General features: G+C 68.4%; 24 protein-coding genes. 17 read left to right on the forward strand and 7 right to left on the reverse strand.

What is annotated here, in order from left to right:
* Positions 1 to 4 precede the first annotated feature (4 nt).
* Positions 5 to 610 carry a hypothetical protein gene (locus tag JOY88_RS22610; protein WP_293504942.1) on the forward strand — a complete coding sequence of 202 codons (606 nt, stop codon included), beginning with the start codon at positions 5 to 7 and terminating at the stop codon, positions 608 to 610.
* Between the two features lie 13 nt (positions 611 to 623).
* Here the strand turns inward: JOY88_RS22610 and JOY88_RS22615 are convergent, their stop codons facing one another.
* Positions 624 to 1397: a fumarylacetoacetate hydrolase family protein gene (locus tag JOY88_RS22615; protein ID WP_293504943.1), complete on the reverse strand. Its 774-nt coding sequence runs from the start codon at positions 1395 to 1397 to the stop codon at positions 624 to 626.
* A 259-nt stretch (positions 1398 to 1656) separates the two neighbouring features.
* On the opposite strand from JOY88_RS22615, the gene JOY88_RS22620 reads away from it, so the two are divergent.
* Positions 1657 to 2784, forward strand: a complete 1128-nt coding sequence (locus JOY88_RS22620; RefSeq protein WP_293504945.1) for a 3-deoxy-7-phosphoheptulonate synthase — start codon at positions 1657 to 1659, stop codon at positions 2782 to 2784.
* Positions 2785 to 2797: 13 nt separating this feature from the next.
* Positions 2798 to 3109, forward strand: a complete 312-nt coding sequence (locus JOY88_RS22625) for a hypothetical protein (protein WP_293504947.1) — start codon at positions 2798 to 2800, stop codon at positions 3107 to 3109.
* A 19-nt stretch (positions 3110 to 3128) separates the two neighbouring features.
* Here JOY88_RS22625 and JOY88_RS22630 read toward each other — a convergent pair whose 3' ends face one another.
* Positions 3129 to 3371, reverse strand: a complete 243-nt coding sequence (locus tag JOY88_RS22630; RefSeq protein ID WP_293504949.1) for a hypothetical protein — start codon at positions 3369 to 3371, stop codon at positions 3129 to 3131.
* A gap of 133 nt (positions 3372 to 3504) precedes the next feature.
* Between JOY88_RS22630 and htpG the strand changes: the two genes are divergently transcribed.
* From htpG to JOY88_RS22645, 3 genes are all read left to right on the forward strand, one after another.
* Positions 3505 to 5385, forward strand: a complete 1881-nt coding sequence (gene htpG / locus JOY88_RS22635; RefSeq protein WP_293504951.1) for a molecular chaperone HtpG — start codon at positions 3505 to 3507, stop codon at positions 5383 to 5385.
* A 78-nt stretch (positions 5386 to 5463) separates the two neighbouring features.
* Positions 5464 to 6288 (forward strand): alpha/beta fold hydrolase, encoded by an 825-nt coding sequence (locus tag JOY88_RS22640; RefSeq protein WP_293504953.1) that lies wholly within the window; start codon positions 5464 to 5466, stop codon positions 6286 to 6288.
* Positions 6289 to 6403: 115 nt separating this feature from the next.
* Positions 6404 to 7012, forward strand: coding sequence for a GNAT family N-acetyltransferase (locus tag JOY88_RS22645; RefSeq protein ID WP_293504955.1), 609 nt, complete (start codon positions 6404 to 6406; stop codon positions 7010 to 7012).
* Here JOY88_RS22645 and JOY88_RS22650 read toward each other — a convergent pair.
* Positions 6940 to 7734: a Crp/Fnr family transcriptional regulator gene (locus JOY88_RS22650; RefSeq protein ID WP_293504957.1), complete on the reverse strand. Its 795-nt coding sequence runs from the start codon at positions 7732 to 7734 to the stop codon at positions 6940 to 6942. The two genes, JOY88_RS22645 and JOY88_RS22650, sit on opposite strands and share 73 nt — an antisense overlap.
* A 132-nt stretch (positions 7735 to 7866) precedes the next feature.
* On the opposite strand from JOY88_RS22650, the gene JOY88_RS22655 reads away from it, so the two are divergent.
* The 8 genes from JOY88_RS22655 (at position 7867) to JOY88_RS22690 (ending at position 16351) form a co-directional block, all read left to right on the forward strand.
* Entirely contained in the window at positions 7867 to 9816 is a 1950-nt protein-coding gene (locus JOY88_RS22655) for an AMP-dependent synthetase/ligase (protein ID WP_293504958.1), read from the forward strand.
* On the forward strand, positions 9813 to 10592 hold the full coding sequence (locus JOY88_RS22660) for an ABC transporter ATP-binding protein (protein ID WP_293504959.1): 780 nt from the start codon (positions 9813 to 9815) through the stop codon (positions 10590 to 10592). Before JOY88_RS22655 ends, JOY88_RS22660 begins: the two co-directional genes overlap by 4 nt.
* Positions 10592 to 11521, forward strand: coding sequence for a branched-chain amino acid ABC transporter permease (locus tag JOY88_RS22665; RefSeq protein WP_293504961.1), 930 nt, complete (start codon positions 10592 to 10594; stop codon positions 11519 to 11521). The genes JOY88_RS22660 and JOY88_RS22665 overlap by 1 nt, the downstream gene beginning before the upstream one ends.
* A gap of 2 nt (positions 11522 to 11523) precedes the next feature.
* Positions 11524 to 12588: a branched-chain amino acid ABC transporter permease gene (locus JOY88_RS22670; protein WP_293504963.1), complete on the forward strand. Its 1065-nt coding sequence runs from the start codon at positions 11524 to 11526 to the stop codon at positions 12586 to 12588.
* Between the two features lie 25 nt (positions 12589 to 12613).
* Positions 12614 to 13930, forward strand: coding sequence for an ABC transporter substrate-binding protein (locus JOY88_RS22675; RefSeq protein WP_293504964.1), 1317 nt, complete (start codon positions 12614 to 12616; stop codon positions 13928 to 13930).
* A 9-nt stretch (positions 13931 to 13939) separates the two neighbouring features.
* The gene (locus JOY88_RS22680; protein WP_293504966.1) at positions 13940 to 14746 is read left to right on the forward strand and encodes an ABC transporter ATP-binding protein; all 807 of its coding nucleotides are present in this window, start codon (positions 13940 to 13942) and stop codon (positions 14744 to 14746) included.
* A gap of 76 nt (positions 14747 to 14822) precedes the next feature.
* Complete coding sequence (locus tag JOY88_RS22685; RefSeq protein WP_293504968.1) at positions 14823 to 15122, forward strand: hypothetical protein; 300 nt, start codon at positions 14823 to 14825, stop codon at positions 15120 to 15122.
* Positions 15119 to 16351, forward strand: coding sequence for a phenylacetate--CoA ligase family protein (locus JOY88_RS22690; RefSeq protein WP_293504970.1), 1233 nt, complete (start codon positions 15119 to 15121; stop codon positions 16349 to 16351). The genes JOY88_RS22685 and JOY88_RS22690 overlap by 4 nt, the downstream gene beginning before the upstream one ends.
* A 396-nt stretch (positions 16352 to 16747) precedes the next feature.
* On the opposite strand, the gene JOY88_RS22695 is transcribed toward JOY88_RS22690, so the two are convergent.
* The 4 genes from JOY88_RS22695 to JOY88_RS22710 form a co-directional block, all read right to left on the reverse strand.
* The gene (locus JOY88_RS22695) at positions 16748 to 17107 is read right to left on the reverse strand and encodes a cupin domain-containing protein (RefSeq protein ID WP_293504972.1); all 360 of its coding nucleotides are present in this window, start codon (positions 17105 to 17107) and stop codon (positions 16748 to 16750) included.
* A complete protein-coding gene (dtd, locus tag JOY88_RS22700; RefSeq protein ID WP_293504973.1) occupies positions 17104 to 17547 on the reverse strand; it encodes a D-aminoacyl-tRNA deacylase in 444 nt (147 codons plus the stop codon). The genes JOY88_RS22695 and dtd overlap by 4 nt, the downstream gene beginning before the upstream one ends.
* A complete protein-coding gene (locus JOY88_RS22705) occupies positions 17544 to 18437 on the reverse strand; it encodes a cation diffusion facilitator family transporter (RefSeq protein ID WP_293504974.1) in 894 nt (297 codons plus the stop codon). The genes dtd and JOY88_RS22705 overlap by 4 nt, the downstream gene beginning before the upstream one ends.
* A gap of 80 nt (positions 18438 to 18517) precedes the next feature.
* Positions 18518 to 19027 carry a hypothetical protein gene (locus JOY88_RS22710; protein WP_293504976.1) on the reverse strand — a complete coding sequence of 170 codons (510 nt, stop codon included), beginning with the start codon at positions 19025 to 19027 and terminating at the stop codon, positions 18518 to 18520.
* Between the two features lie 129 nt (positions 19028 to 19156).
* Between JOY88_RS22710 and argB the strand changes: the two genes are divergently transcribed.
* The 3 genes from argB (at position 19157) to JOY88_RS22725 (ending at position 21505) form a co-directional block, all read left to right on the forward strand.
* Positions 19157 to 20062, forward strand: coding sequence for an acetylglutamate kinase (gene argB, locus JOY88_RS22715; RefSeq protein WP_293504978.1), 906 nt, complete (start codon positions 19157 to 19159; stop codon positions 20060 to 20062).
* A 1-nt stretch (position 20063) separates the two neighbouring features.
* Positions 20064 to 20744 carry a pyrimidine 5'-nucleotidase gene (locus JOY88_RS22720; RefSeq protein ID WP_293504980.1) on the forward strand — a complete coding sequence of 227 codons (681 nt, stop codon included), beginning with the start codon at positions 20064 to 20066 and terminating at the stop codon, positions 20742 to 20744.
* Between the two features lie 74 nt (positions 20745 to 20818).
* The gene (locus JOY88_RS22725; protein ID WP_293504982.1) at positions 20819 to 21505 is read left to right on the forward strand and encodes a response regulator; all 687 of its coding nucleotides are present in this window, start codon (positions 20819 to 20821) and stop codon (positions 21503 to 21505) included.
* Positions 21506 to 21647 lie beyond the last annotated feature (142 nt).

The raw sequence follows: 21647 nt of genomic DNA on the forward strand, positions 1-21647 counted from the left end.
CAGCATGAACGACAAGTTCGAGGGCTTCCTGTACGGCGCTGCAGCGGTGCTCCTCGGCGTTGTTTTCAAGTGGGCCGTGGATGGGTTCACCCGCCGCCAGGAGCGCAGGCAACATGCCGCCTTCCTTTCGGTCAGGACCGTCTACGAGCTGGACCGGTTCACGCGCGCTTGCTTCGACATCGCCAACGATTGGGGCCCCTCGGCGGATCAGTCCCCAACGGATGTCGCCCCCGGGGCACCCAGCTTCTCCCCGCAAGACCTTCCGGTGGACTGGAAGTCCATCGACATCAAGGTCACCTATGCCGTTCTGAACCTGCCCAGTGACCAGGCGGCAGCCGAGGACCGCGTGCTCAACCAGTACGGGAGGGATCCCTCATCGCTTCGCGATGCCGCCTTCATGCGCGCGGGTGAGTACGCGGCGCTGGGGGTGAGTGCTGCGCGCCTGGCCTTGACGCTGCGGGAGATTGGGAACCTGCCTGCGCCCGACGCGGACTTGCTGGGCCTGATGACCGTTGCGCTGGATGCTCACAAGGCCGAGGAAATGCGGCGCACCACCAGCGGCGGGGGCACGGCGGCGCAGAGTTTGCACCGGCCCCTGCCTGTCGGCTGAAAGGCGGGGCGGGTCAGCCCACGACCTTGACGCTCAGCAGCGGCAGGCCTGCAATCGACCCCTCCATCAGATCCCCCGGCACCACGGGCCCCACGTTCTCCGGCGTGCCGCTGAAGATGATGTCGCCGGGCATCAGCTCGAAGGCCTCCGACAGCTTGGCGATCTGCTCGGCCACGCTCCAGATCATCTGGTTCAGGTTGGCGTCCTGCCTGACCTGGCCATTGACCTTCAGCGTGATCGCGCCGGCCGTGAAGTGCCCCACCTGAGCCACGCGGTGGATGGGGCCGATGGGCGCGGAGCGGTCGAAGCTCTTGCCGATCTCCCAGGGCTTCTTCTGGTCGCCCATGCCGCGCTGCAGGTCGCGGCGCGTCATGTCCAGGCCGACGGCGTAGCCGTAGACGAGGTCCAGGGCCTTGTCGACCGGCACGTTCTTGCCGCCCTTGTGCAGCGCGGCCACCGGTTCCAGCTCATAGTGATAGTTCTTGGTCAGCGGCGGGTAGGGATGGTTGGCGGTGCTGCCGATGGCGACGAACTGCACGGCGTCGCTGGGCTTCTGGAAGAAGAAGGGCGGCTCGCGTGTCGGGTCGGAGCCCATCTCGCGGGCATGGGCCGCGTAGTTGCGGCCTATGCAATAGATGCGCCGCACGGGGAAGACCTCGCTGCCGCCGGCAATCGGCACGACGGGCTGGGCGACCGCGAAGGGCGTGGCCGAGGCGGCCGTCGTCGTGGCGCAGCCGGCAGCTGCGAGGCCCGTGACGGCGGCGCCCAGGGCATGGCGTCTTTGCATGGCTTGTCTCCTTGGAGCGAGGCCTCGATTGGCCGGCAGGCGCGTGCGGGGGTCAAGCCGGGCTTGCCCGCTGCCGAAAGCTCGTCGCGGCGGCCGTGCTAGATTCCGGTCCCATGTTCCGCGCTGCGTCCTACTTTCGCTTTTGGTTTTTTCCCCGCCCCGGCGGTGGAGAGTCCTGAGCGCGCGCGCTGAATCCAGACTCCCTACAAACCGCCGGGCCTCCAAAGCCCGGCGGTTTTTCTTTTTGAGGTGCCCGAAGATGAATGCGACCAAGCTCCAGTCCGTCGAACCCGAAGCCCAGCGCTGGTACTCGCAGGACGACAAGACCAGCGCCACCGATGACGAGCGCATCCTGGACATCACGCCGCTGCCGCCGCCGGAGCACCTGATCCGCTTCTTCCCCATCCGCGGCACGGCGATGGAGGGCCTGATCAGCCAGACCCGCCAGCGCATCCGCAAGATCATGAGCGGCGATGACGACCGCCTGCTGGTCGTCATCGGCCCCTGCTCCATTCACGACCCCAATGCCGCCATCGAGTACGCGCGCCGCCTGAAGGCGCAGCGCGAGCAGTACGCCGACACGCTGGAGATCGTCATGCGCGTCTACTTCGAGAAGCCGCGCACGACGGTGGGCTGGAAGGGCCTGATCAACGACCCCTACCTGGACGAGAGCTTCCGCATCGACGAGGGGCTGCGCATCGCGCGCCAGCTGTTGCTGGAGATCAACCGCCTGGGCGTGCCGGCGGGCAGCGAGTTCCTGGACGTGATCTCGCCGCAGTACATCGGCGACCTGATCGCCTGGGGTGCCATCGGCGCGCGCACTACCGAGAGCCAGGTGCACCGCGAGCTGGCTTCAGGCCTGTCGGCGCCCATAGGCTTCAAGAACGGCACCGATGGCAACATCAAGATCGCCACCGACGCCATCCAGGCCGCGGCGCGAGGCCACCATTTCCTGTCGGTACACAAGAACGGCCAGGTCGCGATCGTCGAGACGCGTGGCAATGCCGATTGCCACGTCATCCTGCGCGGCGGCAAGGCCCCCAACTACGACGCACAGCATGTGGCGGCCGCCTGCGCCGACCTGGAGAAGTCCAAGCTGCCGCAGCGCCTGATGGTGGACTGCTCGCATGCCAACAGCAGCAAGCAGCATCAGCGCCAGCTGGACGTGGCACGCGACATCGCCGGCCAACTGCTCGAGGGCAGCCGGAGCATCTTCGGCGTCATGGTCGAGAGCCATCTGCACGATGGCGCTCAGAAGTTCACACCCGGCAAGGACGATCCGGCAGCGCTGGAATACGGCAAGAGCATCACCGACGCCTGCCTGGGCTGGGACGACTCGCTGGCCGCGCTGGACGTGCTGTCGCAGGCGGTGAAGGCGCGGCGCTGACACAATCGGGGCCATGCAAGCCCGGATCAGCGTCGTCTTCGAGGCCGGCCCGCCCGTCGAGATTCAGCTCGACGGTGCCGAGGTGCTGGGCTTCGAGGCCGCCCGCCGCTGGCTGGACGAGGCCTTCGTACGCCTGGAATGCGAGCCGCTGCGCGGCTCGGGCAAGGTGCTGCTGGCCGACAAGCTGATCCAGGTCGCCGCCGCGGCCGGCCCGGCCGGCTTCGCGGACCCGGCCTGGGCGCTGGACTATGGCCGCGCGGCGGCAGGCGCCCTGTCCAAGGCCTTGATCAAGGTCGACGTGGCACGGCTGGCCGTGTCGTACTGAACCGGGCCCGCGGCCCGGTTCATTTGCGGTCGGCCCTCTTCCCAGACAGGGGCTCGCCAAAGAGCCAGAAGACCGGCAGCCAGACCAGCACGGCGGCCCAGACGCCAAGCAGCTTGGCGCCGACGCTCGCGCTGGAGATCCAGGCATAGGCGATGCCGCCGAACATGGCGGTGTAGACCAGCCATCCCTGCCAGGTCAGCGGCGTGGACCAGCCCAGGCCGCCTTTCTTGGCCTTGAACCAGTATTTCCGTTCGGTAACCATGCAGCCTCCCCAGCGACAGACGGAAGAATAGCGCCGGCAACGGCGGGCCAGGCGGACTTCGCAACGCGCCCGTTGAAAATCACGCCACGGGCCGCATGTCGGCCACCGTCTGAATTCACTGACATCGCATCCCATGACCAAGCAAACCCACGCCTTCCAGGCCGAGGTCAAGCAGATCCTGCACCTCGTCACCCACTCGCTGTACTCCAACAAGGAGATCTTTCTGCGCGAACTGGTGTCCAACGCCAGCGACGCCTGCGACAAGCTGCGCTTCGAGGCGCTGGACAACGCTGCGCTGTGGGCGGACCAGACCGACCTGGAGGTGCGCGTCAGCTTCGACGAGGCCGCCAGGACGCTGACCATCAGCGACAACGGCATCGGCATGAGCGCCGACGAAGCCGCCGCCCACCTGGGCACCATCGCCAAGAGCGGCACGCGCGAGTTCATGGCCAAGCTGGAGGGCGACCAGAAGAAGGACGCCCAGCTGATCGGCCAGTTCGGCGTGGGCTTCTACTCCGGCTTCATCGTCGCCGACCGGATCACGGTGGAGACGCGCCGCGCCGGGCTGCCGGCCGACCAGGGCGTGCGCTGGAGCAGCGAGGGCACCGGCGAGTACGAGCTGGAGACCATCACCAAGGCCGGCCGCGGCACCGACGTCATCCTGCACCTGCGCGAGGGCGAGGAGGAGTTCCTGAAGACCTGGCGCGTCAGGTCGACGATCGCCAAGTACAGCGACCACATCTCGCTACCCATCCTGATGAAGAAGGAGACCTGGGACGCGGAGGCCGCCAAGCAGGTCGTCACCGACGAATGGGAGCCGGTCAACAAGGCCTCGGCGCTGTGGAGCCGCAGCAAGAGCGACGTCACGCAGGAACAGTACGAGGAGTTCTACAAGCAGATCAGCCACGACAGCGAGGCTCCGCTGGCCTACACGCACAACCGCGTGGAAGGCCGCAGCGAGTACACGCAGCTGCTCTACATCCCGCAGAAGGCGCCCTTCGACCTGTGGAACCGCGACAAGCGCGGCGGCGTGAAGCTGTATGTGAAGCGCGTCTTCATCATGGACGACGCCGAGGCGCTGATGCCGGTCTACCTGCGCTTCGTCAAGGGCGTCATCGATTCGGCCGACCTGCCGCTGAACGTCTCCCGCGAACTGCTGCAGGAAAGCCGCGACGTGAAGGCCATCCGCGAGGGCTCGACCAAGCGCGTGCTGGGCATGCTGGAGTCGCTGGCCAACAGCGAAGACCAGGCCGAGAGGGACAAGTACGCCGCCTTCTGGACCGACTTCGGTCAGGTGCTGAAGGAAGGCATTGGCGAAGACCACCAGAACCAGGAGCGCCTGGCCAAGCTGTTCCGCTTCGCGTCCACGCAGGCCGACGAAGGCGTATCGCTGGCCGACTATCTGGGCCGCATGAAGGATGGCCAGGACGTCATCTACTACATCACCGCCGACTCCCTGGCCGCCGCCAAGCACAGCCCGCAACTGGAGATCTTCCGCAAGAAGGGCATCGAGGTGCTGCTGCTGGTGGACCGCGTGGACGAGTGGATGCTGAGCCACCTCTACGAGTTCGAGGGCAAGTCGCTGCAGTCCGTCGCCAAGGGTGCCGTGGACCTGGGCAAGCTGCAGGACGAGGACGAGAAGAAGAAGGCCGAGGAGACCGCCGAGAGCCTGAAGCCGCTGCTGGACAAGCTCAAGGACGCGCTGAAGGACCGCGCCAAGGACGTGCGCGTGACGACCCGCCTGGTCGACTCGCCGGCCTGCATCGTCGTGGAAGAGGGCGACATGAGCGGCCACCTGGCGCGGCTGCTGAAGCAGGCGGGCCAGAGCGCGCCCATTGCCAAGCCCACGCTGGAGATCAACGCCGAGCATGCGCTGGTCAAGAAGCTGGACGGTAGCGCCCACTTCGACGACCTGGCCCAGGTCCTGTTCGACCAGGCCGTGCTGGCCGAGGGCGGGCATCTGGAAGACCCGGCCGCCTACGTGAAGCGCGTCAACGCGTTGCTGACGGGCTGAGCGGCCGCGGTCCGCGCCGCCGGCACGCCAAGGCGGGGGCCTGGAAACGGTCATGCGGGGCGGTTAGGCTGCGCCGCCATGCGCCGTCTCCCCCTCGTCCTGTCGGCCGCCCTCGCCATTGCCGGCTGCGCCGCACCGCTGCCCACTCAGACGGTGGCGCTCGGCGCCACCCGCATCGCCTATCTGCAGACCGGCGGCGGCCCGCCGCTCGCGGTGTTCCAGTCCGGCCTGGGTGACGGCAAGGACGTCTGGGCCGCCGTCATCCGCCGCGTCGTGCCTGACGTGGCCGTCTTCGCCTACGACCGCCCCGGCTATGGCGACAGCAGCGCCGCGCCGGCCGCCGCCACGGCGCCGCCGCGCGATCCCTGCACGATCGCCCATGAGCTGCACCTCGCGCTTCAGGTTGCCGGGCAGCGCCCGCCCTACATCCTCGTCGGCCATTCCATAGGCGGCCTCTACCAATACGCCTTCGCCAGGCTCTACCCGGCCGAGGTCGCCGCCGTGCTGCTCGTCGACCCCACCCATCCCGACCATTGGGTGCGCATGCAGCGCGAGGCACCGGCCGCCGCGCGCATCGCGGGCGGCATGCGCATGGCTGCCTTCAGCCCCGTCATGCGCGCCGAGTTCGACGCCCAGGCGCTGACCGGCTGCGCCGTCGAACTCGACGCCCGGCCGCCGCCGATCCTGCCGGTGAGGCTGCTCGTGCGTTCCAGCTTCGGCCTGGCCGAGACGGGCGCGTTCGAGAGTCTGGTGCGCCGCCTGGAGAAGGGCTGGCCCGGACTGCTGCCGGGCACCACGCGCCGCCAGGTGGAGGGCGCCGGGCACTACATCCAGAAGGACCGCCCCGACGTCGTCGCCGACGAGCTGCTGGCGCTGGCCCGGGCGGTGCCGCGCCGGCCCTGATCGGCGTTCTTTACACGGTTCTGTTACGGTTTTGCTACAACTCCCCCGCAAGCGGGCTTCCACCTCGGGCGGCTCGCGGCTACGCTCCTAGGGTTTTTACCGAGTTCTGCGCTTCATGGTCCAGATTGAGTTCAGCGAGTCCGTCGCCGCCGTGCCGGCAGCCATGCTCACCCGCCGCCTGGTGCTGCGCCCACCCCGGGACAGCGATCTGGACACCCTGGCCGCATTGCATGCCGACCCGGCGGTGAACCGCTTCTGTGCCGCGGCCACGCCGCAGGGGCAGGCGGCGGTCGAGGCCCAGTTGCAAGCCTGGATCGCACATTGGCAGGCCCATGGCTTCGGCCACTGGGCCATTGCCGAGCGCGACCAGCCCGACACGCTGATCGGCTTTGGCGGCCTGATGAATCGCAGCGTCGCCGGCCATGCCGGCCTCTACCTCTATTACAGGATCACGCCCCAGGCCTGGGGCCGCGGGCTGGCGTCCGAGATGTCGCAGTACGCCATCTGCCAGGCCTTCGAGCAGCGCCACGAGGGGGCCGTCGTCGCCGCCGTGCTGCCGAACAACGTGCCCACGCGCAAGACGCTGGAGGGCCTGGGCCTGCGCCTCAAGGGGTCGCTGTCCGACGGCCCCGGCAGCGCCGCGGCATTGCTCTACGAGCTGGGCGCCGAACGCTGGGCGACGCTGCCTCGTGGCGAACCCGAAGCGGTCGCCTTCGCCGCCTGATGCGGCCCGTCGCCGGGCGAAAAGCCGCGCAGGCCGAGTAGATCCAGGACGCGCAGTCCGCCGTATTCGATGCGGATGAGGCCCTCGGCCGACAACCGGCACAGCGCCTGGTTCACGCGCTGGCGCGACAGCCCGACCAGATAGCCCAGCTCCTGCTGCGTGATGCGCAGGCCCTTGCCCACGCCCGGATACAGCGTCGGGTGGAAGAGGGCGGCGAGGTTGCGCGCCACGCGCACGTCGGGGTCGTGGATGCGGTCCGTCTCGCGCGCGGCGATGAACTGGCCCAGGCGCTCGTTCAGTTGGTCCAGCACGAAGCGGTTGAAGGCGATGCTGCCGTCCAGCAGCGCATGGAAGCTGTCCAGCGGCAGGCCGGCGACGATGCTGGGCCGCAGGGCCTGGATGTTGTAGCGGTAGCTCTCGCGCTTGAGCAGCGTGCCCTCGCCGAACCAGCCGCCCGGCGGGATGCCGGTGAAGGTGACGGCCTGGCCGGTCGAGTCGTCGTTGTTCATCTTCAGCAGGCCGTCGACGACGCCGAACCAGAAGTTGGCGGGCCGGCCGATGCGGCACAGGCGCTCGCCAGGCTCGGCATCCGCGACCTCCAGCGCCGCGACGGCATGCCCGCGCTGCGGGCCGTCGAGCAGCTTCAGCCAGGGGATGGCGTCCAGCTCGGCCGGCGTCGGGCGGCGCGCGCGCTGGCGCAGGCTCAAGGGGGCGTCGGCCATGGTGGGCGGCTGGGGCGGGAAAGTCTGGGCCGTGAAGACCCGTAAATTGTCGTCGTACTGACAGATCGGCGTCAAAGTCCCGATCAGAATGGGCTCACAGACGGGGGTGCCAGCCCCTGCACCGGAGACAGCTTGGTGGACACCTTCCCGCGGCTCCTGCTAGCCCACGCGGCCCAAAGGCCCGACGCGCCCGCACTGCGCGAGAAGGCCTTCGGCGTCTGGCAGACACTGCCGTGGGCCCAGCTCGCGACGCTGGTACAGGAGCTGGCCCTGGGCCTGGCGGCCGCGGGGCTGCGCCGTGGCGAGCATCTCGTCGTCGTCGGCGAAAACCGCCCGCGGCTCTACGCCAGCATGCTGGCCGCCCAGTCCCTTGGCGCCGTGCCGGTGCCGCTGTACCAGGATGCGGTCGCCGCCGAGTTCGTCTTCCCGCTGAACAACGCGGAGATCGCCTTCGCCGTCGTCGAGGACCAGGAGCAGGTCGACAAATTGCTGGAACTGCGCGAGCTTGTGCCCCAGCTCAAGCGCATCTGGTTCGACGACCCGCGCGGTCTGCGCAATTACGACGAAACGGGCCTCGCGTCGCTGGACGAGCTGATCGAGCAGGGCCGCGCGGCCCGCGTGCAGCGGCCCGATTTCTTCGCGGCCGAGGTGGCGGCCGGCCGGCCCGACGACGTTGCCGCGCTGTTCTTCACCTCGGGCACGACGGGAAACCCCAAGGGCGTCATCCACACGCATGCCTCGCTGATCGACCGCGCGCGCGCCGGCCAGCGCTTTGACAAGCTCACCGAGCGCGAGGAGGTGCTGGCCTACCTGCCGCCGGCCTGGATAGGCCAGAACATCTTCAGCTTCGCGCAGTGGCTGGCGGTGGGCTATGTCGTCAATTGCCCGGAATCGGCGTCGACGGTCAGCATCGACCTGAAGGAGGTGGGCCCCACCTACTACTTCGCACCGCCGCGCGTCTTCGAGGGCCTGCTGACGACGGTGATGATCCGCATGGAGGACGCCGCCGCCCCCAAGCGCTGGCTGTTCGGGCGCTGCATGGAGCTGGCCCGCCGGGTCGGCACGCGGCTGATGGATGGTCAGCCCGTGGGCCTGTGGGACCGTCTCGCCTATGCACTGGGCAATGTGCTGATCTACGGTCCTCTGCGCAACACGCTGGGCTTCTCGCGCGTGCGCGTCGCCTACACGGCCGGTGAGGCCATAGGCCCGGACCTGTTCAGTTTCTACCGCGCGATCGGCATCAACCTGAAGCAGCTCTACGGCTCGACCGAGACGGCCGTGTTCGTCTGCCTGCAGCCCGACCACGAGGCCCGCGCCGACACGGTGGGCGTGCCCATAACGGGCGTTGAGATCAAGCTCACCGACGACGGCGAGCTGCTGGTGCGCTCGCCGGGCCTGCTCAAGGGCTATTACAAGAACGAGGCCGCCACGCGCGAGGCGCTGACGGCGGACGGCTGGTTCCACACGGGCGACGCCGGCTTCCTGACTCCCGGCGGCCACCTGAAGATCATCGACCGCGCCAAGGACGTGGGCCGGCTGTCGGGCGGCGCCTTCGATGGCGCGATGTTCGCGCCCAAGTACGTGGAGAACAAGCTGAAGTTCTTCCCGCACATCAAGGAGGCGGTCTGCTTCGGCGACCGCCGCGAGAAGGTTTGCGCCTTCGTCAACATCGACTTCGAGGCGGTGGGCAACTGGGCCGAACGCCGCAACCTGCCCTACGCCGGCTACACCGACCTGGCCGGTCGTGCAGAGGTCTACGAGCTCATCCTCGACTGCGTCGAGAAGGTCAACGCCGACCTGGCCCGGGACGAGCTGCTGGCCGGCAGCCAGATCAGCCGCTTCCTGGTGCTGCACAAGGAGTTGGACGCCGACGACGGTGAGCTGACCCGCACGCGCAAGGTGCGCCGCGGCGCCATCGCCGAGAAGTACGGCGTGCTGATCGCCGCGCTGTACGACGGCAAGGGGTCGCAGCACATCGCGACGCAGGTGAAGTTCGAGGACGGCCGCACGGCCATGATCGCGGCGGACCTGCGCATCGTCGAAGCCCGGACCTTTCCGGCCGTGAAGGCGGTGGCCGCATGAAGAAGATCGGCGGCGTCGTCCTCGACGTGAAGAACATCTCGCTGGCCTTTGGCGGCGTGAAGGCGCTGACCGACATCAGCTTCGACGTCCGCGAGCATGAGATCCGCGCCATCATCGGCCCCAACGGTGCCGGCAAGAGCTCGATGCTGAACTGCATCAACGGCGTCTACCAGCCGCAGCAGGGCAGCGTGACGCTGCGCGGCAAGACCTACCGCGGCATGAGCCCTCGCCAGGTCGCGGAGATGGGTGTGGCCCGCACCTTCCAGAACCTGGCCTTGTTCAAGGGCATGAGCGTGCTGGACAACATCATGACCGGGCGCAACCTGCGCATGCGTCGTGGCCTGTTCTGGCAGGCCCTGCACCTGGGGCCGGCGCGGCGCGAGGAGACCGAGCAGCGCGCGCATGCCGAGCGCATCATCGACTTCCTCGAGATCCAGGCGCACCGCAAGACGCCCGTGGGGCGGCTGCCCTATGGCCTGCAAAAGCGCGTGGACCTGGGCCGGGCGCTGGCCATGGAACCCAGCCTGCTGCTGCTGGACGAGCCCATGGCCGGCATGAACGTCGAGGAGAAGCAGGACATGTGTCGCTTCATCCTGGACGTGAACGACGAATTCGGCACCACCATCGTGCTGATCGAGCACGACATGGGCGTCGTCATGGACATCTCGGACCGCGTCGTCGTTCTCGACTACGGCAGGAAGATCGGCGACGGTGCGCCCGACGAGGTGCGCAGCAGCGAGGACGTGGTTCGCGCCTACCTGGGGGTGAGCCAGTGATGGGCCCGTTCCTCGAAACCCTGATCGGCGGACTGATGTCCGGCATGCTGTATTCGCTGATCGCGCTGGGCTTCGTGCTGATCTTCAAGGCCAGCGGCGTCTTCAACTTTGCGCAGGGCGCGATGGTGTTGTTCGCGGCGCTCGCGATGGCGCGCTTTGCCGAATGGCTGCCGGCGCTGACCGGCCTGGACGGCAAGCTGGTCGTCAACGCGCTGGCCTTCGTCGGCGCGCTGGCGGTGATGGTGGTCGTTGCCTGGCTGGTGGAGCGGTTGGCGCTGTCCCGGCTCGTCAACCAGGAGGGCATCACGCTGCTGATGGCCACTCTGGGCATTGCCTATCTGCTCGAAGGCGCCGGCCAGATGCTGTTCGGCAACGACATCTACAAGATCGACATCGGCCTGCCCAAGGACCCGATGTTCCTGTTCGAGCAGACGTTTGAAGGCGGTGTCCTCGTCAGCAAGGAAGACCTCTACGCGGCGTTGATCGCGGCGGCGCTGGTCGCCGGTCTGAGCCTGTTCTTCCAGAAGACCGCCATCGGCCGCGCGCTGCGCGCGGTGGCAGACGACCACCAGGCCGCGCAGAGCATAGGCATCCCGCTGTCCCGCATCTGGGTCATCGTCTGGAGCGTGGCGGGCTTTGTCGCGCTGGTGGCGGGCATGATCTGGGGCAGCAAGCTGGGGGTGCAGTTCTCGCTGTCGCTGGTCGCGTTGAAGGCGCTTCCTGTGGTCATCCTGGGCGGTCTCACCAGCGTGCCCGGCGCCATCGTGGGCGGCTTGCTGATCGGAGTGGGCGAGAAGCTGTCGGAGGCGTATCTAGGACCGGCGCTCGGTGGCGGCATCGAGTACTGGTTCGGCTATGTCCTGGTGCTCGTGGTGTTGCTCGTCAGGCCTCAGGGGCTGTTCGGCGAGAAGATCATCGACAGGGTCTGACGATGTTTTATCGAGAGAACGGCCAGTTCAAGACGAGCTACGCGGCGGACAGCCAGATCCTGCCCATTCGCCAGGACCGCATCGGCATGGCGCTGTTGCTCGGCGTCGCCTTCGTCGTCGTGCCACTGCTGTCCAGCGAGTACCTGCTGCGCGCCATCCTCATCCCCTTCCTGATCCTGTCGCTGGCGGCGTTGGGGCTGAACGTGCTGGTGGGCTATTGCGGCCAGATCTCGCTGGGCTCGGGCGCCTTCATGGCCGTCGGAGCCTACGTGGCCTACAACTGCCAGGCGCGCGTGGAGGGCATGCCACTGATCGTCGCGCTGCTGGCCGGCGGCCTGGGCGCGACGGTGCTGGGCGTGGCCTTCGGCCTGCCGTCGCTGCGCATCAAGGGGCTGTATCTCGCGGTCGCGACGCTGGCGGCGCAGTTCTTCGTCGACTGGGCCTGTCTGCGGCTGAAATGGGTCACCAACGATTCGACCTCGGGCTCGGTCGGCATCGCCCACCTCGACGTCGCGGGCTTCAGCGTCGAGTCGCCCGCCGCGCGCTACCTGCTGTGCCTGGGCTTCGTCGTCGTCTTCGCGCTGGCCACCAAGAACCTCGTGCGCGGCCACATCGGCCGCTCCTGGATGGCCATGCGCGACATGGACGTGGCGGCGGCCGTCATCGGCATCCGTCCCATGCAGGCCAAGCTCAGCGCGTTCGCGGTGTCCAGCTTCATCATCGGCGTGGCCGGCGCGCTGTGGGGCTTCGTGCACCTGGGTTCCTGGGAGCCGGCGGCCTTTGGCATCAACCGCTCCTTCGACCTGCTGTTCATGGTCATCATCGGCGGCCTGGGCTCCATCTCCGGCGCCTTCTTCGGTGCGGCATTCATCGTCGTGCTGCCGTTGGTCCTGGACAAGCTGCCCTACTGGACAGGCCTGCCGATGGACACCGCCACGGCTTCGCATCTGGCGCTGATGATCTTCGGCGCCCTCATCGTGTTCTTCCTCATCAAGGAACCGCACGGCCTCGCGCGACTCTGGGCGACTGCCAAGGAAAAGCTCAGACTCTGGCCATTTCCCCACTGATACCCACAACGACAGGAGACAGCTCATGAAGACCTTCATCGCCTGTGCGGCACTGGCCGCGTTGCAACTCTTCAGCCCCGTCGCACAGGCCGAGGCGGCCAAGGAGCAGTTCTTCCCGCTGCTGGTCTATCGCACGGGGCCTTACTCGCCCAATGGCACGCCCTGGGCCAACGGCAAGCAGGACTACATCAAGCTCATCAACGCCCGCGACGGCGGCATCAACGGCGTGAAGCTGAGCTACGAGGAATGCGAGACCGGCTACGCCACCGACAAGGGCGTGGAGTGCTACGAGCGCCTGAAGGGCAAGGGCGCCAGCCTGTTCGACCCGCAGGCCACCGGCATTACCTTTGCGCTGACCGACAAGGTGCCGGGCGACAAGATCCCGCTGATCACGCTGGGCTATGGCCTGTCGGCCTCCGCCGACGGCGGCGTCTTCGCGTGGAACTTTCCGCTGATGGGCAGCTACTGGACGGCGGCCGACGTGCTGATCCAGCACCTCGGCAAGAAGGAGGGCGGCCTGGACAAGCTCAAGGGCAAGAAGATCGCGCTGGTCTATCACGACAGCCCCTTCGGCAAGGAGCCCATCCCGCTGCTGGACGAGCGCCAGAAGATGCATGGTTTCGAGCTCATCAAGATCCCGGTCACGGCGCCCGGCGTGGAGCAGAAGTCGGCCTGGCTGCAGGTGCGCCAGGCGCGGCCCGACTATGTGCTGCTGTGGGGCTGGGGCGTCATGAACTCCACGGCGCTGAAGGAGGCACAGGCCACCGGCTACCCGCGCGAGAAGATGTATGGCGTCTGGTGGTCGGGCGCCGAGCCCGACGTGAAGGACGTGGGCGAGGGCGCCAAGGGCTACAACGCGCTCAACCTCAACACCTCGGGCCAGAGCCCCAAGGTCATCCAGGACATCCTGAAGTACGTGCATGGCAAGGGGCAGGGGACGGGGCCCAGGGATGAGGTTGGCTCGGTGCTCTACACGCGCGGCCTGGTCATCCAGGCACTTGCCGTGGAGGCCGTGCGCCGCGCGCAGGAGCGCTTCGGCAAGGGCAAGGTCATGACCGGCGAGCAGGTGCGCTGGGGCCTGGAGAACCTGGCGCTGGACGACAAGAAGCTCGGCAGCCTGGGCCTGACGGGCGTCATCCGCCCCATCAGCACCAGCTGCACCGACCATCAGGGCTCGACCTGGGTGCGCGTGCACACCTGGGACGGCAAGCAATGGGCCTTCAGCTCTGACTGGTACCAGGCGGACGAGCAGATCCTCAAGCCCATGGTGAAGGCGGCCGCCGACAAGTACGCGGGCGAGAAGAAGATCACTCGCCGCACGCCGGCGGAATGCCAGAGCTGAGCTGACGCGATGGACAAGCCGCTGCTCGATGTGAACGGCATCGAGGTCATCTACAACCACGTGATCCTCGTGCTGAAGGGCGTGTCGTTGCAGGTCAGGGAGGGCAGCGTCGTGGCGCTGCTGGGCGGCAACGGCGCCGGAAAGACGACGACGCTGCGTGCCGTGTCCAACCTGCTGGAGGGCGAGCGCGGCGAGGTCACCAAAGGGGCAATCGAGCTGCGCGGCGAGCGCATCGAGAAGCTGTCCACGGCGGCGATGGTGGAGCGCGGCGTCGTGCAGGTCATGGAGGGCCGGCACTGCTTCGCCCACCTGACCATAGAGGAGAACCTCATGACCGGCGCCTACACGCGACGCGACGGCCGCGCGGCGGTGGCGGCCACGCTGGACAAGGTCTACGGCTACTTCCCGCGCCTGAAGACGCGCCGCTCCAGCCAGGCCGCCTACACGTCCGGCGGCGAGCAGCAAATGTGCGCCATTGGCCGCGCGCTGATGGCCAACCCCAAGATGGTGCTGCTGGACGAGCCCTCCATGGGCCTGGCGCCGCAGATCGTCGAGGAGGTGTTCGAGATCGTGCGCGACCTCAATGCCAAGGAGGGTACGACCTTCCTGCTCGCCGAGCAGAACACCAGCATGGCGCTGCGCTATGCCGACTACGGCTACATCCTGGAGAACGGCCGCGTTGTCATGGACGGTGCCGCCGCCGAACTGCGAGAGAACGAGGACGTCAAGGAGTTCTACCTCGGGGTGGGCGGCGAAGGGCGGCGCAGCTTCAAGGACGTGAAGAGCTACAAGCGCAGAAAGAGGTGGCTGGCATGACGAGCCGAGTGCAGGGGCGCCCCAAGTCGGCGGGCATCCCCTCAGGATCCAGGAGCAAAGCGAAGTGGGGGGCTGCATGAGCGACGACGGCTGGGACATCGCCCCGCCGCCCTTCAACGCGGACGCGGCGCTGCAGACCTTGAAGCGCTTCGTGCGCGACCAGCGCCTGCTGGCCGAGCGCAGCGAAGGCTGGCTGCTGGGCGCGGATGTCGTGCTGAAGGCGGGCGTTGACGGCGCGGCCGTCAAGGTCCAGCTCGCCAAGCGGCCGGCGCGCACGCCGGAGTGGGACCTGTTCACGCTGAAATCAGCCGCCGACCTGCGCAAGCTGCAGGACGAGATCAGGCGCCGGCTCACGCGCTGGAAGGAAGACGAGTGAGCGAGTTCTTCGACGCGCTGGAGACGCGCGTCCCCGCTGCGCGCGAAGCGGCGTTGATGGCCGCGCTTCGAGCCCAGGTCGCCCATGCCCAGGCCAGCAGCCCGGCCTACGCCGAATTGCTGGCCCGCGTCGACGCCGCGGGCATCAACTCGCGCACCGCGCTGGCCACGCTGCCGCTGACCCGCAAGAGCAGCCTCGCCGCCGCCCAGGCCGCGCGGCGTGCGCTGCGCCTGGGCGGCTATGCCGCCGGACGGCCGCTGCGCATCTTCCAGTCGCCGGGGCCGCTCTACGAGCCCGAGCCCGCCTCCGACGGTGCCGACCCCTGGCGCATCGCGCGCGCACTGCACGCGGCCGGCATACGTGCTGGCCAGCTGGTGCATGTGGGCTTCAGCTACCACCTGACGCCGGCCGGGGCCATGATGGAGGCCGGCCTGCGCGCGCTGGGCGCGGCCAGCTTCCCCGGCGGCGTCGGCAACACCGAATTGCAGCTGCAGGCCATGCTGGACCTGCGGCCCGAAGCCTATGCCGGCACGCCCAGCCTGCTGCGCATCCTGCTTGAGAAGGCCGCTGACGGTGGACATGATCTGTCCGGCCTGCGGCGCGCGCTGCTCAGCGGCGAGGCCTGCCCGCCGGCGCTGCGTGCCTGGTTTGCCGAACGCGGCGTCGAGGCCTACCAGTGCTATGCCACGGCCGACCTGGGGCTCATCGCCTACGAGACCGCCGCGCGCCAGGGCCTGGTCGTCGACGAGGGCGTCATCGTCGAGATTGTCCGCCCCGGCTCGGGCGACCCGCTGCCGGATGGGGAGGTGGGCGAGGTCGTCGTGACGACGCTGTCACCCGGCTATCCGCTGATCCGCTTCGCCACCGGTGACCTGTCCGCCATGCTGCCGGGTGCGAGTCCATGCGGCCGCAGCAACCAGCGCCTGCGCGGCTGGCTGGGCCGGGCCGACCAGTCGGCCAAGGTGCGCGGCATGTTCGTGCATGCCGGCCAGGTGGCCGAGGTGCTGAAGCGCCACCCCGAACTGCACCGCGCCCGCCTCGTCGTCAGCGGCGAACTGGCCCGGGACCGGGTCGTGCTGCAAATCGAGGCGGTGTCGGGCATGCCGCAAGCCTTCCTGGACGGCCTGATGCAGACTGCGCGTGACCTGACCAAGCTCCGCGTCGAGGTCGAGGTGCTGCCGTCCGGCAGCCTGCCCAACGACGGCCTGCTCATCGAGGACCGCCGCTGATCGCTGCGTGGCTTACAGATCGGTGGTCTTGCCCGGCGTGCCGTTGCACAGGCGCATGTGGTTGGGCCGACGGCCGTCCTCTTTCGCGCTGCTCCCGCATGGTCGCCTTGTGCGTCTCGGGCTCCAGTGCGCGGATCTCGGCGAGGCGTTCGCCGGGGGAACATGTCCAGTTGCCGGCCATCGGCCCGGTCGTTGATGGTCAGCATGCTGGTGGCATGGCGGCCCTGCTCGGCGTGCGGCAGCCGGAAAGCCTGATCCTGGTTGAAGCGGTCGAAGGCCGGGCACCACGCCGGCGCTCGGCTTGCCGCCGGCGCCGATCTGGCCCTTCTGGATGAGGGGGGCGTTCCCGGCACCCTCGTCGATGACGAACGGCATCACGATGAGGGCGGGCGCGGCTCAGTCGGCCAGGTCGACCAGCACGAAGTGCTTGCGCACCGGTTCGAGCACCTCGAATTCGCCCTCGAAGCCCGGCGGGATGACGCCGCCCTGGCCGGGGCCGATGTCGACGTTGCCCAGTGGCCCGTGCAGGCGCACCCGGCCCTGCAGCACATGGAAGTACTCCTGGCGGCCGGCGGGGAAGACGATGCGCCAGCGGCCCACCTCGCAGGCCCAGATGCCGGCGCTCATGGGGCCGGCATCGTGCAGCGTCCAGGTCCGGCGCTGCGGCGCGCCGCTGACGCGGCGATCCTCGCGCGGCCGGTCGAGCACGGGCTCGGCGCCCTCGGTCGAATCGATGCGAACGATGGGAGGATTCATAGGTTCACGCGCATGGGAATGGTCACGGGCCCGTCGTTGACGAGATGCACCTGCATGTCGGCCCCGAACTCGCCATTCGCGACGATCGGATGCTGCGCACGCGCGAACGCCAGCGTGTGCTCGTAGAGCCGCCGGCCCAGCTCGGCCGGCGCCGCGCCCGAGAAGCTCGGCCGGTTGCCGCCGCCGGTGTCGGCCGCCAGCGTGAACTGGCTGACGATGAGCAGGCCGCCCGCCACGTCCTGCAGGCTGCGGTTCATCTTGGCCGCGGCATCGCCGAAGACGCGCAGCTTCAGGACCTTGGCGACCAGCTTCTCGGCCGTCGCCCCCGTGTCCGCCGGCTCGGCGCAGACCAGCATCAGCAAGCCCTGGCCGATCTGCCCGACGATCCGGCCGTCCACCTCGACGCGGGCTTCCCGGACCCGTTGCAGCAGCGCGATCACAGCAGGTCCTTGGGGTCGTCGAAATGTGCCTCGACGTCCATGGGCAGCAGCTGGATGCTGGCGCGCAGCCCCGGCACGGCGCTCATCAGCGCCAGCTCGACCGAGCTGCGCAGCGCCGCGGCGCGGCCCAGCGTCCAGTTGGCTGGCATGTGCATGTGCAGGTCGATGAAGCGGCGCTGGCCGGCCACGCGGCTGGCGATGTGGTCGAAGCGGATGGTGTGCGGATGGCGGAACTCGTCCAGCACGGCCTGCACGCGGGCCTGGGACTCGGCGTCCAGCGCCTCGTCCATCAAGCCGCGCGTGGACTCGCGCATCAGGTGCACGCCCTCGCGCAGGATGTTGAGCGCCACCATGACAGCCAGCAGCGGGTCCAGCCATTGCCAGCCCGTCGCCATGACGCCGATGAGGCCCACGACGACGCCGGCCGAGGTCCAGACATCCGTGATCAGGTGGCGGGCGTCTCCCTCCAGCGCGACGGAGCGCACCTCGCGGGCCTTGCGCAGCATGGCCCAGGCCAGTCCGCCGTTGATGGCCGAGCTGATGACGGCCAGCGCCACGCCCAGGCCCACGGACTGCAGCACCTCCGGGTGGCGCCAGCGGTCGACGGCGCCCCACAGGATGCCCAGCGCCGCGGCGATGATGAGGATGCCCTCGAAGCCGCTGGAGAAATACTCGGCCTTGTGATGGCCGTAGGGGTGCTCGGCGTCCGGCGGCTGGGCGGCCAGCGTGACCATGGCGAGGGCGAACACGGCGCCGGCCAGGTTGACGAGGGATTCGAGCGCGTCGGCCGCGAGGCTGACCGAACCCGTCCACCACCAGGCGGCGGTCTTGAGGATGATGGTCACGACTGCCGCCGCGACCGAGAGCTTCAGATAGGCGCTGGCTTGCATGGCGCAGCATTGTGCCGACCTGCGCCATCCTGAAGCGCCGACGGGCCCCGCGGGGCCCGTCGGCAGCAGCACGGGGCGGCTTACTTGACGATGGCGGCCGAGGCGGCGGTGGCCGGCGCAGCGGCAGCGACCGTCGTTCCCGTCTCGGTGGACGGCGTGGGCTGGCCGTCCTTCTCGGCGCTGCGGTCGAACACCAGGGACTTGCCGAAGACGAGTTGCACCCAGGTCGGGTAGGTGTAGGCCGTGCCCTTGTTGTGGTCGATGATGGCGCCGATGCCCCCGCCGATGATGATGTTGCCCCACATGCCGCTGTTCGCGCGGGAGATGGCGCGAGCCGTCGCGTTGGGGTTGCTCGGATGGGCGCAGGTGATGTCCAGGTCCTTGCCGGAGCGGCGAACCTGGATCGTGTCGCCGGACTTGCCGGACACCGTCCCGTAGTCGTTGGTCAGCTTGCACTCCGCGCCGCTGACGAGCTCGCCCGTGCTGGCCTTGGTTTCCACGCGCATCGGGTGCGTGGTCTCGTTGATGACCGATGCGCAGCCGGTCAGCGCAAATGCGGTCGCCAGCGCGGCCCATCTGATGAGTGCCATGACTCCTCCCTAGTTTGGTTTGTTGGCGGTCGCGGTTGTAACCGAAGATGACGAGCCGTGAGGGGCGTGGAAACGCGCAAGCCGCTGCCGGCGCTGCCTAGAATCCGCGCGTCTTCCGGAGCCAGAGCCATGACCAGCACCCACACCACCGACGTCTCCCACATCGCCCCGCGCGAGAAGGCCGAGATCCTTTCCCAGGCCCTGCCCTACATCCGCAAGTTCCACGGCAAGACCATCGTCATCAAGTACGGCGGCAACGCCATGACCGACCCGGAGCTGCAGCAGGCTTTCGCCGAGGACGTGGTGATGCTCAAGCTGGTGGGCCTGAACCCGGTCGTCGTGCATGGCGGCGGCCCGCAGATCGAGGACGCACTGAACAAGCTGGGCAAGAAGGGCCACTTCATCCAGGGCATGCGTGTCACCGACGAGGAGACCATGAGCGTCGTCGAATGGGTGCTGGCCGGCGAGGTGCAGCAGGACATCGTCGGGCTGATCAACGCCGCTGGCGGCAAGGCCGTCGGCCTGACGGGACGCGACGGCGGCATGATCCGCGCGAAGAAGCTCAAGATGCTGGACAAGGACGACCCAGCCAAGGAGCACGACGTGGGCCAGGTGGGCGACATCGTCTCCATCGACCCCAGCGTCGTGAAGGCGCTGCAGGACGACCAGTTCATCCCGGTGGTCAGCCCCATCGGCTTCGGCGAGAGGAACGAGAGCTACAACATCAACGCGGACGTCGTGGCCGCCAAGCTCGCTACCGTGCTGCAGGCCGAGAAGCTCTTGATGCTGACCAACATCCGCGGCGTGCTCGACAAGGCGGGCGAGCTGCTGACGGAGCTGACGCCGCGCCGCATCGATGAACTGGTGGCCGACGGCACCATCAGCGGCGGCATGATCCCCAAGATCGCCGGCGCCATCGACGCGGCCAAGAGCGGCGTCAACGCCGTCCACATCATCGACGGCCGCGTGCCGCATGCGATGCTGCTGGAGGTGCTGACCGACCAGGCCTACGGGACGATGATTTCGTCGCGTTGACGTGAACTCCCGCGACCGGGTCTGGCTGTTCGACCTCGACGACACGCTGCACAACGCCTCGCATCACGCGTTCGGCGCGCTGAACGCGTCAATGACGGCCTACATAGAGACCCATCTGGGCGTGTCCAGGGACGAGGCTGCCGCGTTGCGACATCGCTACTGGATACGCTACGGCGCGACGCTGACCGGCCTGCAACGCCATCACGGCGTCAAGCCCGCGCACTTTCTTCACGAGACCCATCGCCTGCCCGGGCTGGACGCGCATCTGCACGGCCATGACCATGACCTGGCGGCCCTGCGCCGCCTGCCGGGCCGCAAGTTCCTGATGACGAACGCGCCGCGGGCCTATGCCGAGCGCGTGCTGGCGGCCATCGGGCTTGGCGGCGTCTTCGACGGCCTGGTCTGCATCGAGGACATGAGCTGCTTCGGCCAAGCCCGCCCCAAGCCGGACGCGCGCATGTTCCGCATGGTGCTGGCCCGGCTCGGGCTCAGGCCCGAGCGCTGCATCCTCGTCGAGGACACGCTGGTCCACCTGAAGACCGCCTGCGGCCTGGGCCTGCGCACCGTCTGGATGCAGCGCTGGCTGCGCCGCGCGGGAGCCACCCGCCTGCACCGGCGACCCGTCTACGTGAGCCGGCGTGTGCGGTCACTGGGCGCCTTGCTGCGCTCCCCCCAGTTCTGAAGGGGGTTGCGCGTGGAGAGAGGCTATCCTCGGCCGACAATGCGAACCCCGCGTTAGGAAAGCCCCCAGAGCCCATGTCCCCGTTCTCGGTCCTGATCGTCGAAGACCAAGCCCGCTTCCGGGAGGCCTTCACGCACGCCCTGGGCAGCGTGCCCGACATCGAGCTGCTGGGCATTGCGCCCGACCTGCCCCAGGGCCGGCGCATGTTCGACCAGCTGCAGCCCGACGTCCTGCTCGTCGACCTGGACCTGCCCGGCGGCAGCGGCATCGAGCTGATCCGCCACGCCGCCCAGACGCGGCCGCAATGCGAAGTGATGGTCATCTCCGTGTTCGGCGACGAGCAGCATGTCGTCGCCAGCATCGAAGCCGGCGCAACCGGCTACCTGCTGAAGGACAGCCTGGCGCTGGACCTGCCCGGACAGCTGCGCTCGCTGCGCGCCGGCGGCAGCCCCATCAGTCCCGTCATCGCCCGCCGCCTGCTGGTTCGGCTGGCGCCCGGCGCGCAGGGAGCGACCGGCCCTTCGCCCGAGGCCATGGCCGCCACGCTGGCCGACGAGGAAGTCGTCGCGCTGTCCGAGCAGGAGTCGCGCGTGCTGCACCTGGCGGCCAAGGGCTTCACCTTCGACGAGATCGCGCAGTTCATGCAGGTTTCGCCGCACACGGTCATGACCTACGTCAAGAGGGTCTACCGCAAGCTGCACGTCCGCTCCAAGGTGGAAGCCATCTACGAAGCGCGCCGCCTGGGCTGGCTGCGGGATTAGCCTGAAGTTCCTCGAGCCTCCGGCCGAGTTTCCCTGTTGATTCAAGCACTTGGCGGGAATCGGGGGTGCGGCTGCTGTCTACAACTTGATGTCTTGGACGAGTTGCAGGGCGCGGTGCTGGGTTGGGCTGGGCTGGGTGAGG

Source organism: Roseateles sp. (assembly GCF_019237615.1).
Taxonomy (GTDB): Bacteria; Pseudomonadota; Gammaproteobacteria; order Burkholderiales; family Burkholderiaceae_C; genus Pelomonas.

Excerpts from the sequence above, each read along its gene's own strand:
- JOY88_RS22610 (WP_293504942.1), top strand. The coding sequence starts at position 5 with ATGAACGACAAGTTCGAGGGCTTCCTGTACGGCGCTGCAGCGGTGCTC.
- JOY88_RS22615 (WP_293504943.1), bottom strand. The coding sequence starts at position 1,397 with ATGCAAAGACGCCATGCCCTGGGCGCCGCCGTCACGGGCCTCGCAGCT.
- JOY88_RS22620 (WP_293504945.1), top strand. The coding sequence starts at position 1,657 with ATGAATGCGACCAAGCTCCAGTCCGTCGAACCCGAAGCCCAGCGCTGG.
- JOY88_RS22625 (WP_293504947.1), top strand. The coding sequence starts at position 2,798 with ATGCAAGCCCGGATCAGCGTCGTCTTCGAGGCCGGCCCGCCCGTCGAG.
- JOY88_RS22630 (WP_293504949.1), bottom strand. The coding sequence starts at position 3,371 with ATGGTTACCGAACGGAAATACTGGTTCAAGGCCAAGAAAGGCGGCCTG.
- htpG (WP_293504951.1), top strand. The coding sequence starts at position 3,505 with ATGACCAAGCAAACCCACGCCTTCCAGGCCGAGGTCAAGCAGATCCTG.
- JOY88_RS22640 (WP_293504953.1), top strand. The coding sequence starts at position 5,464 with ATGCGCCGTCTCCCCCTCGTCCTGTCGGCCGCCCTCGCCATTGCCGGC.
- JOY88_RS22645 (WP_293504955.1), top strand. The coding sequence starts at position 6,404 with ATGGTCCAGATTGAGTTCAGCGAGTCCGTCGCCGCCGTGCCGGCAGCC.
- JOY88_RS22650 (WP_293504957.1), bottom strand. The coding sequence starts at position 7,734 with ATGGCCGACGCCCCCTTGAGCCTGCGCCAGCGCGCGCGCCGCCCGACG.
- JOY88_RS22660 (WP_293504959.1), top strand. The coding sequence starts at position 9,813 with ATGAAGAAGATCGGCGGCGTCGTCCTCGACGTGAAGAACATCTCGCTG.
- JOY88_RS22665 (WP_293504961.1), top strand. The coding sequence starts at position 10,592 with ATGGGCCCGTTCCTCGAAACCCTGATCGGCGGACTGATGTCCGGCATG.
- JOY88_RS22670 (WP_293504963.1), top strand. The coding sequence starts at position 11,524 with ATGTTTTATCGAGAGAACGGCCAGTTCAAGACGAGCTACGCGGCGGAC.
- JOY88_RS22675 (WP_293504964.1), top strand. The coding sequence starts at position 12,614 with ATGAAGACCTTCATCGCCTGTGCGGCACTGGCCGCGTTGCAACTCTTC.
- JOY88_RS22680 (WP_293504966.1), top strand. The coding sequence starts at position 13,940 with ATGGACAAGCCGCTGCTCGATGTGAACGGCATCGAGGTCATCTACAAC.
- JOY88_RS22685 (WP_293504968.1), top strand. The coding sequence starts at position 14,823 with ATGAGCGACGACGGCTGGGACATCGCCCCGCCGCCCTTCAACGCGGAC.
- JOY88_RS22695 (WP_293504972.1), bottom strand. The coding sequence starts at position 17,107 with ATGAATCCTCCCATCGTTCGCATCGATTCGACCGAGGGCGCCGAGCCC.
- JOY88_RS22705 (WP_293504974.1), bottom strand. The coding sequence starts at position 18,437 with ATGCAAGCCAGCGCCTATCTGAAGCTCTCGGTCGCGGCGGCAGTCGTG.
- JOY88_RS22710 (WP_293504976.1), bottom strand. The coding sequence starts at position 19,027 with ATGGCACTCATCAGATGGGCCGCGCTGGCGACCGCATTTGCGCTGACC.
- argB (WP_293504978.1), top strand. The coding sequence starts at position 19,157 with ATGACCAGCACCCACACCACCGACGTCTCCCACATCGCCCCGCGCGAG.
- JOY88_RS22725 (WP_293504982.1), top strand. The coding sequence starts at position 20,819 with ATGTCCCCGTTCTCGGTCCTGATCGTCGAAGACCAAGCCCGCTTCCGG.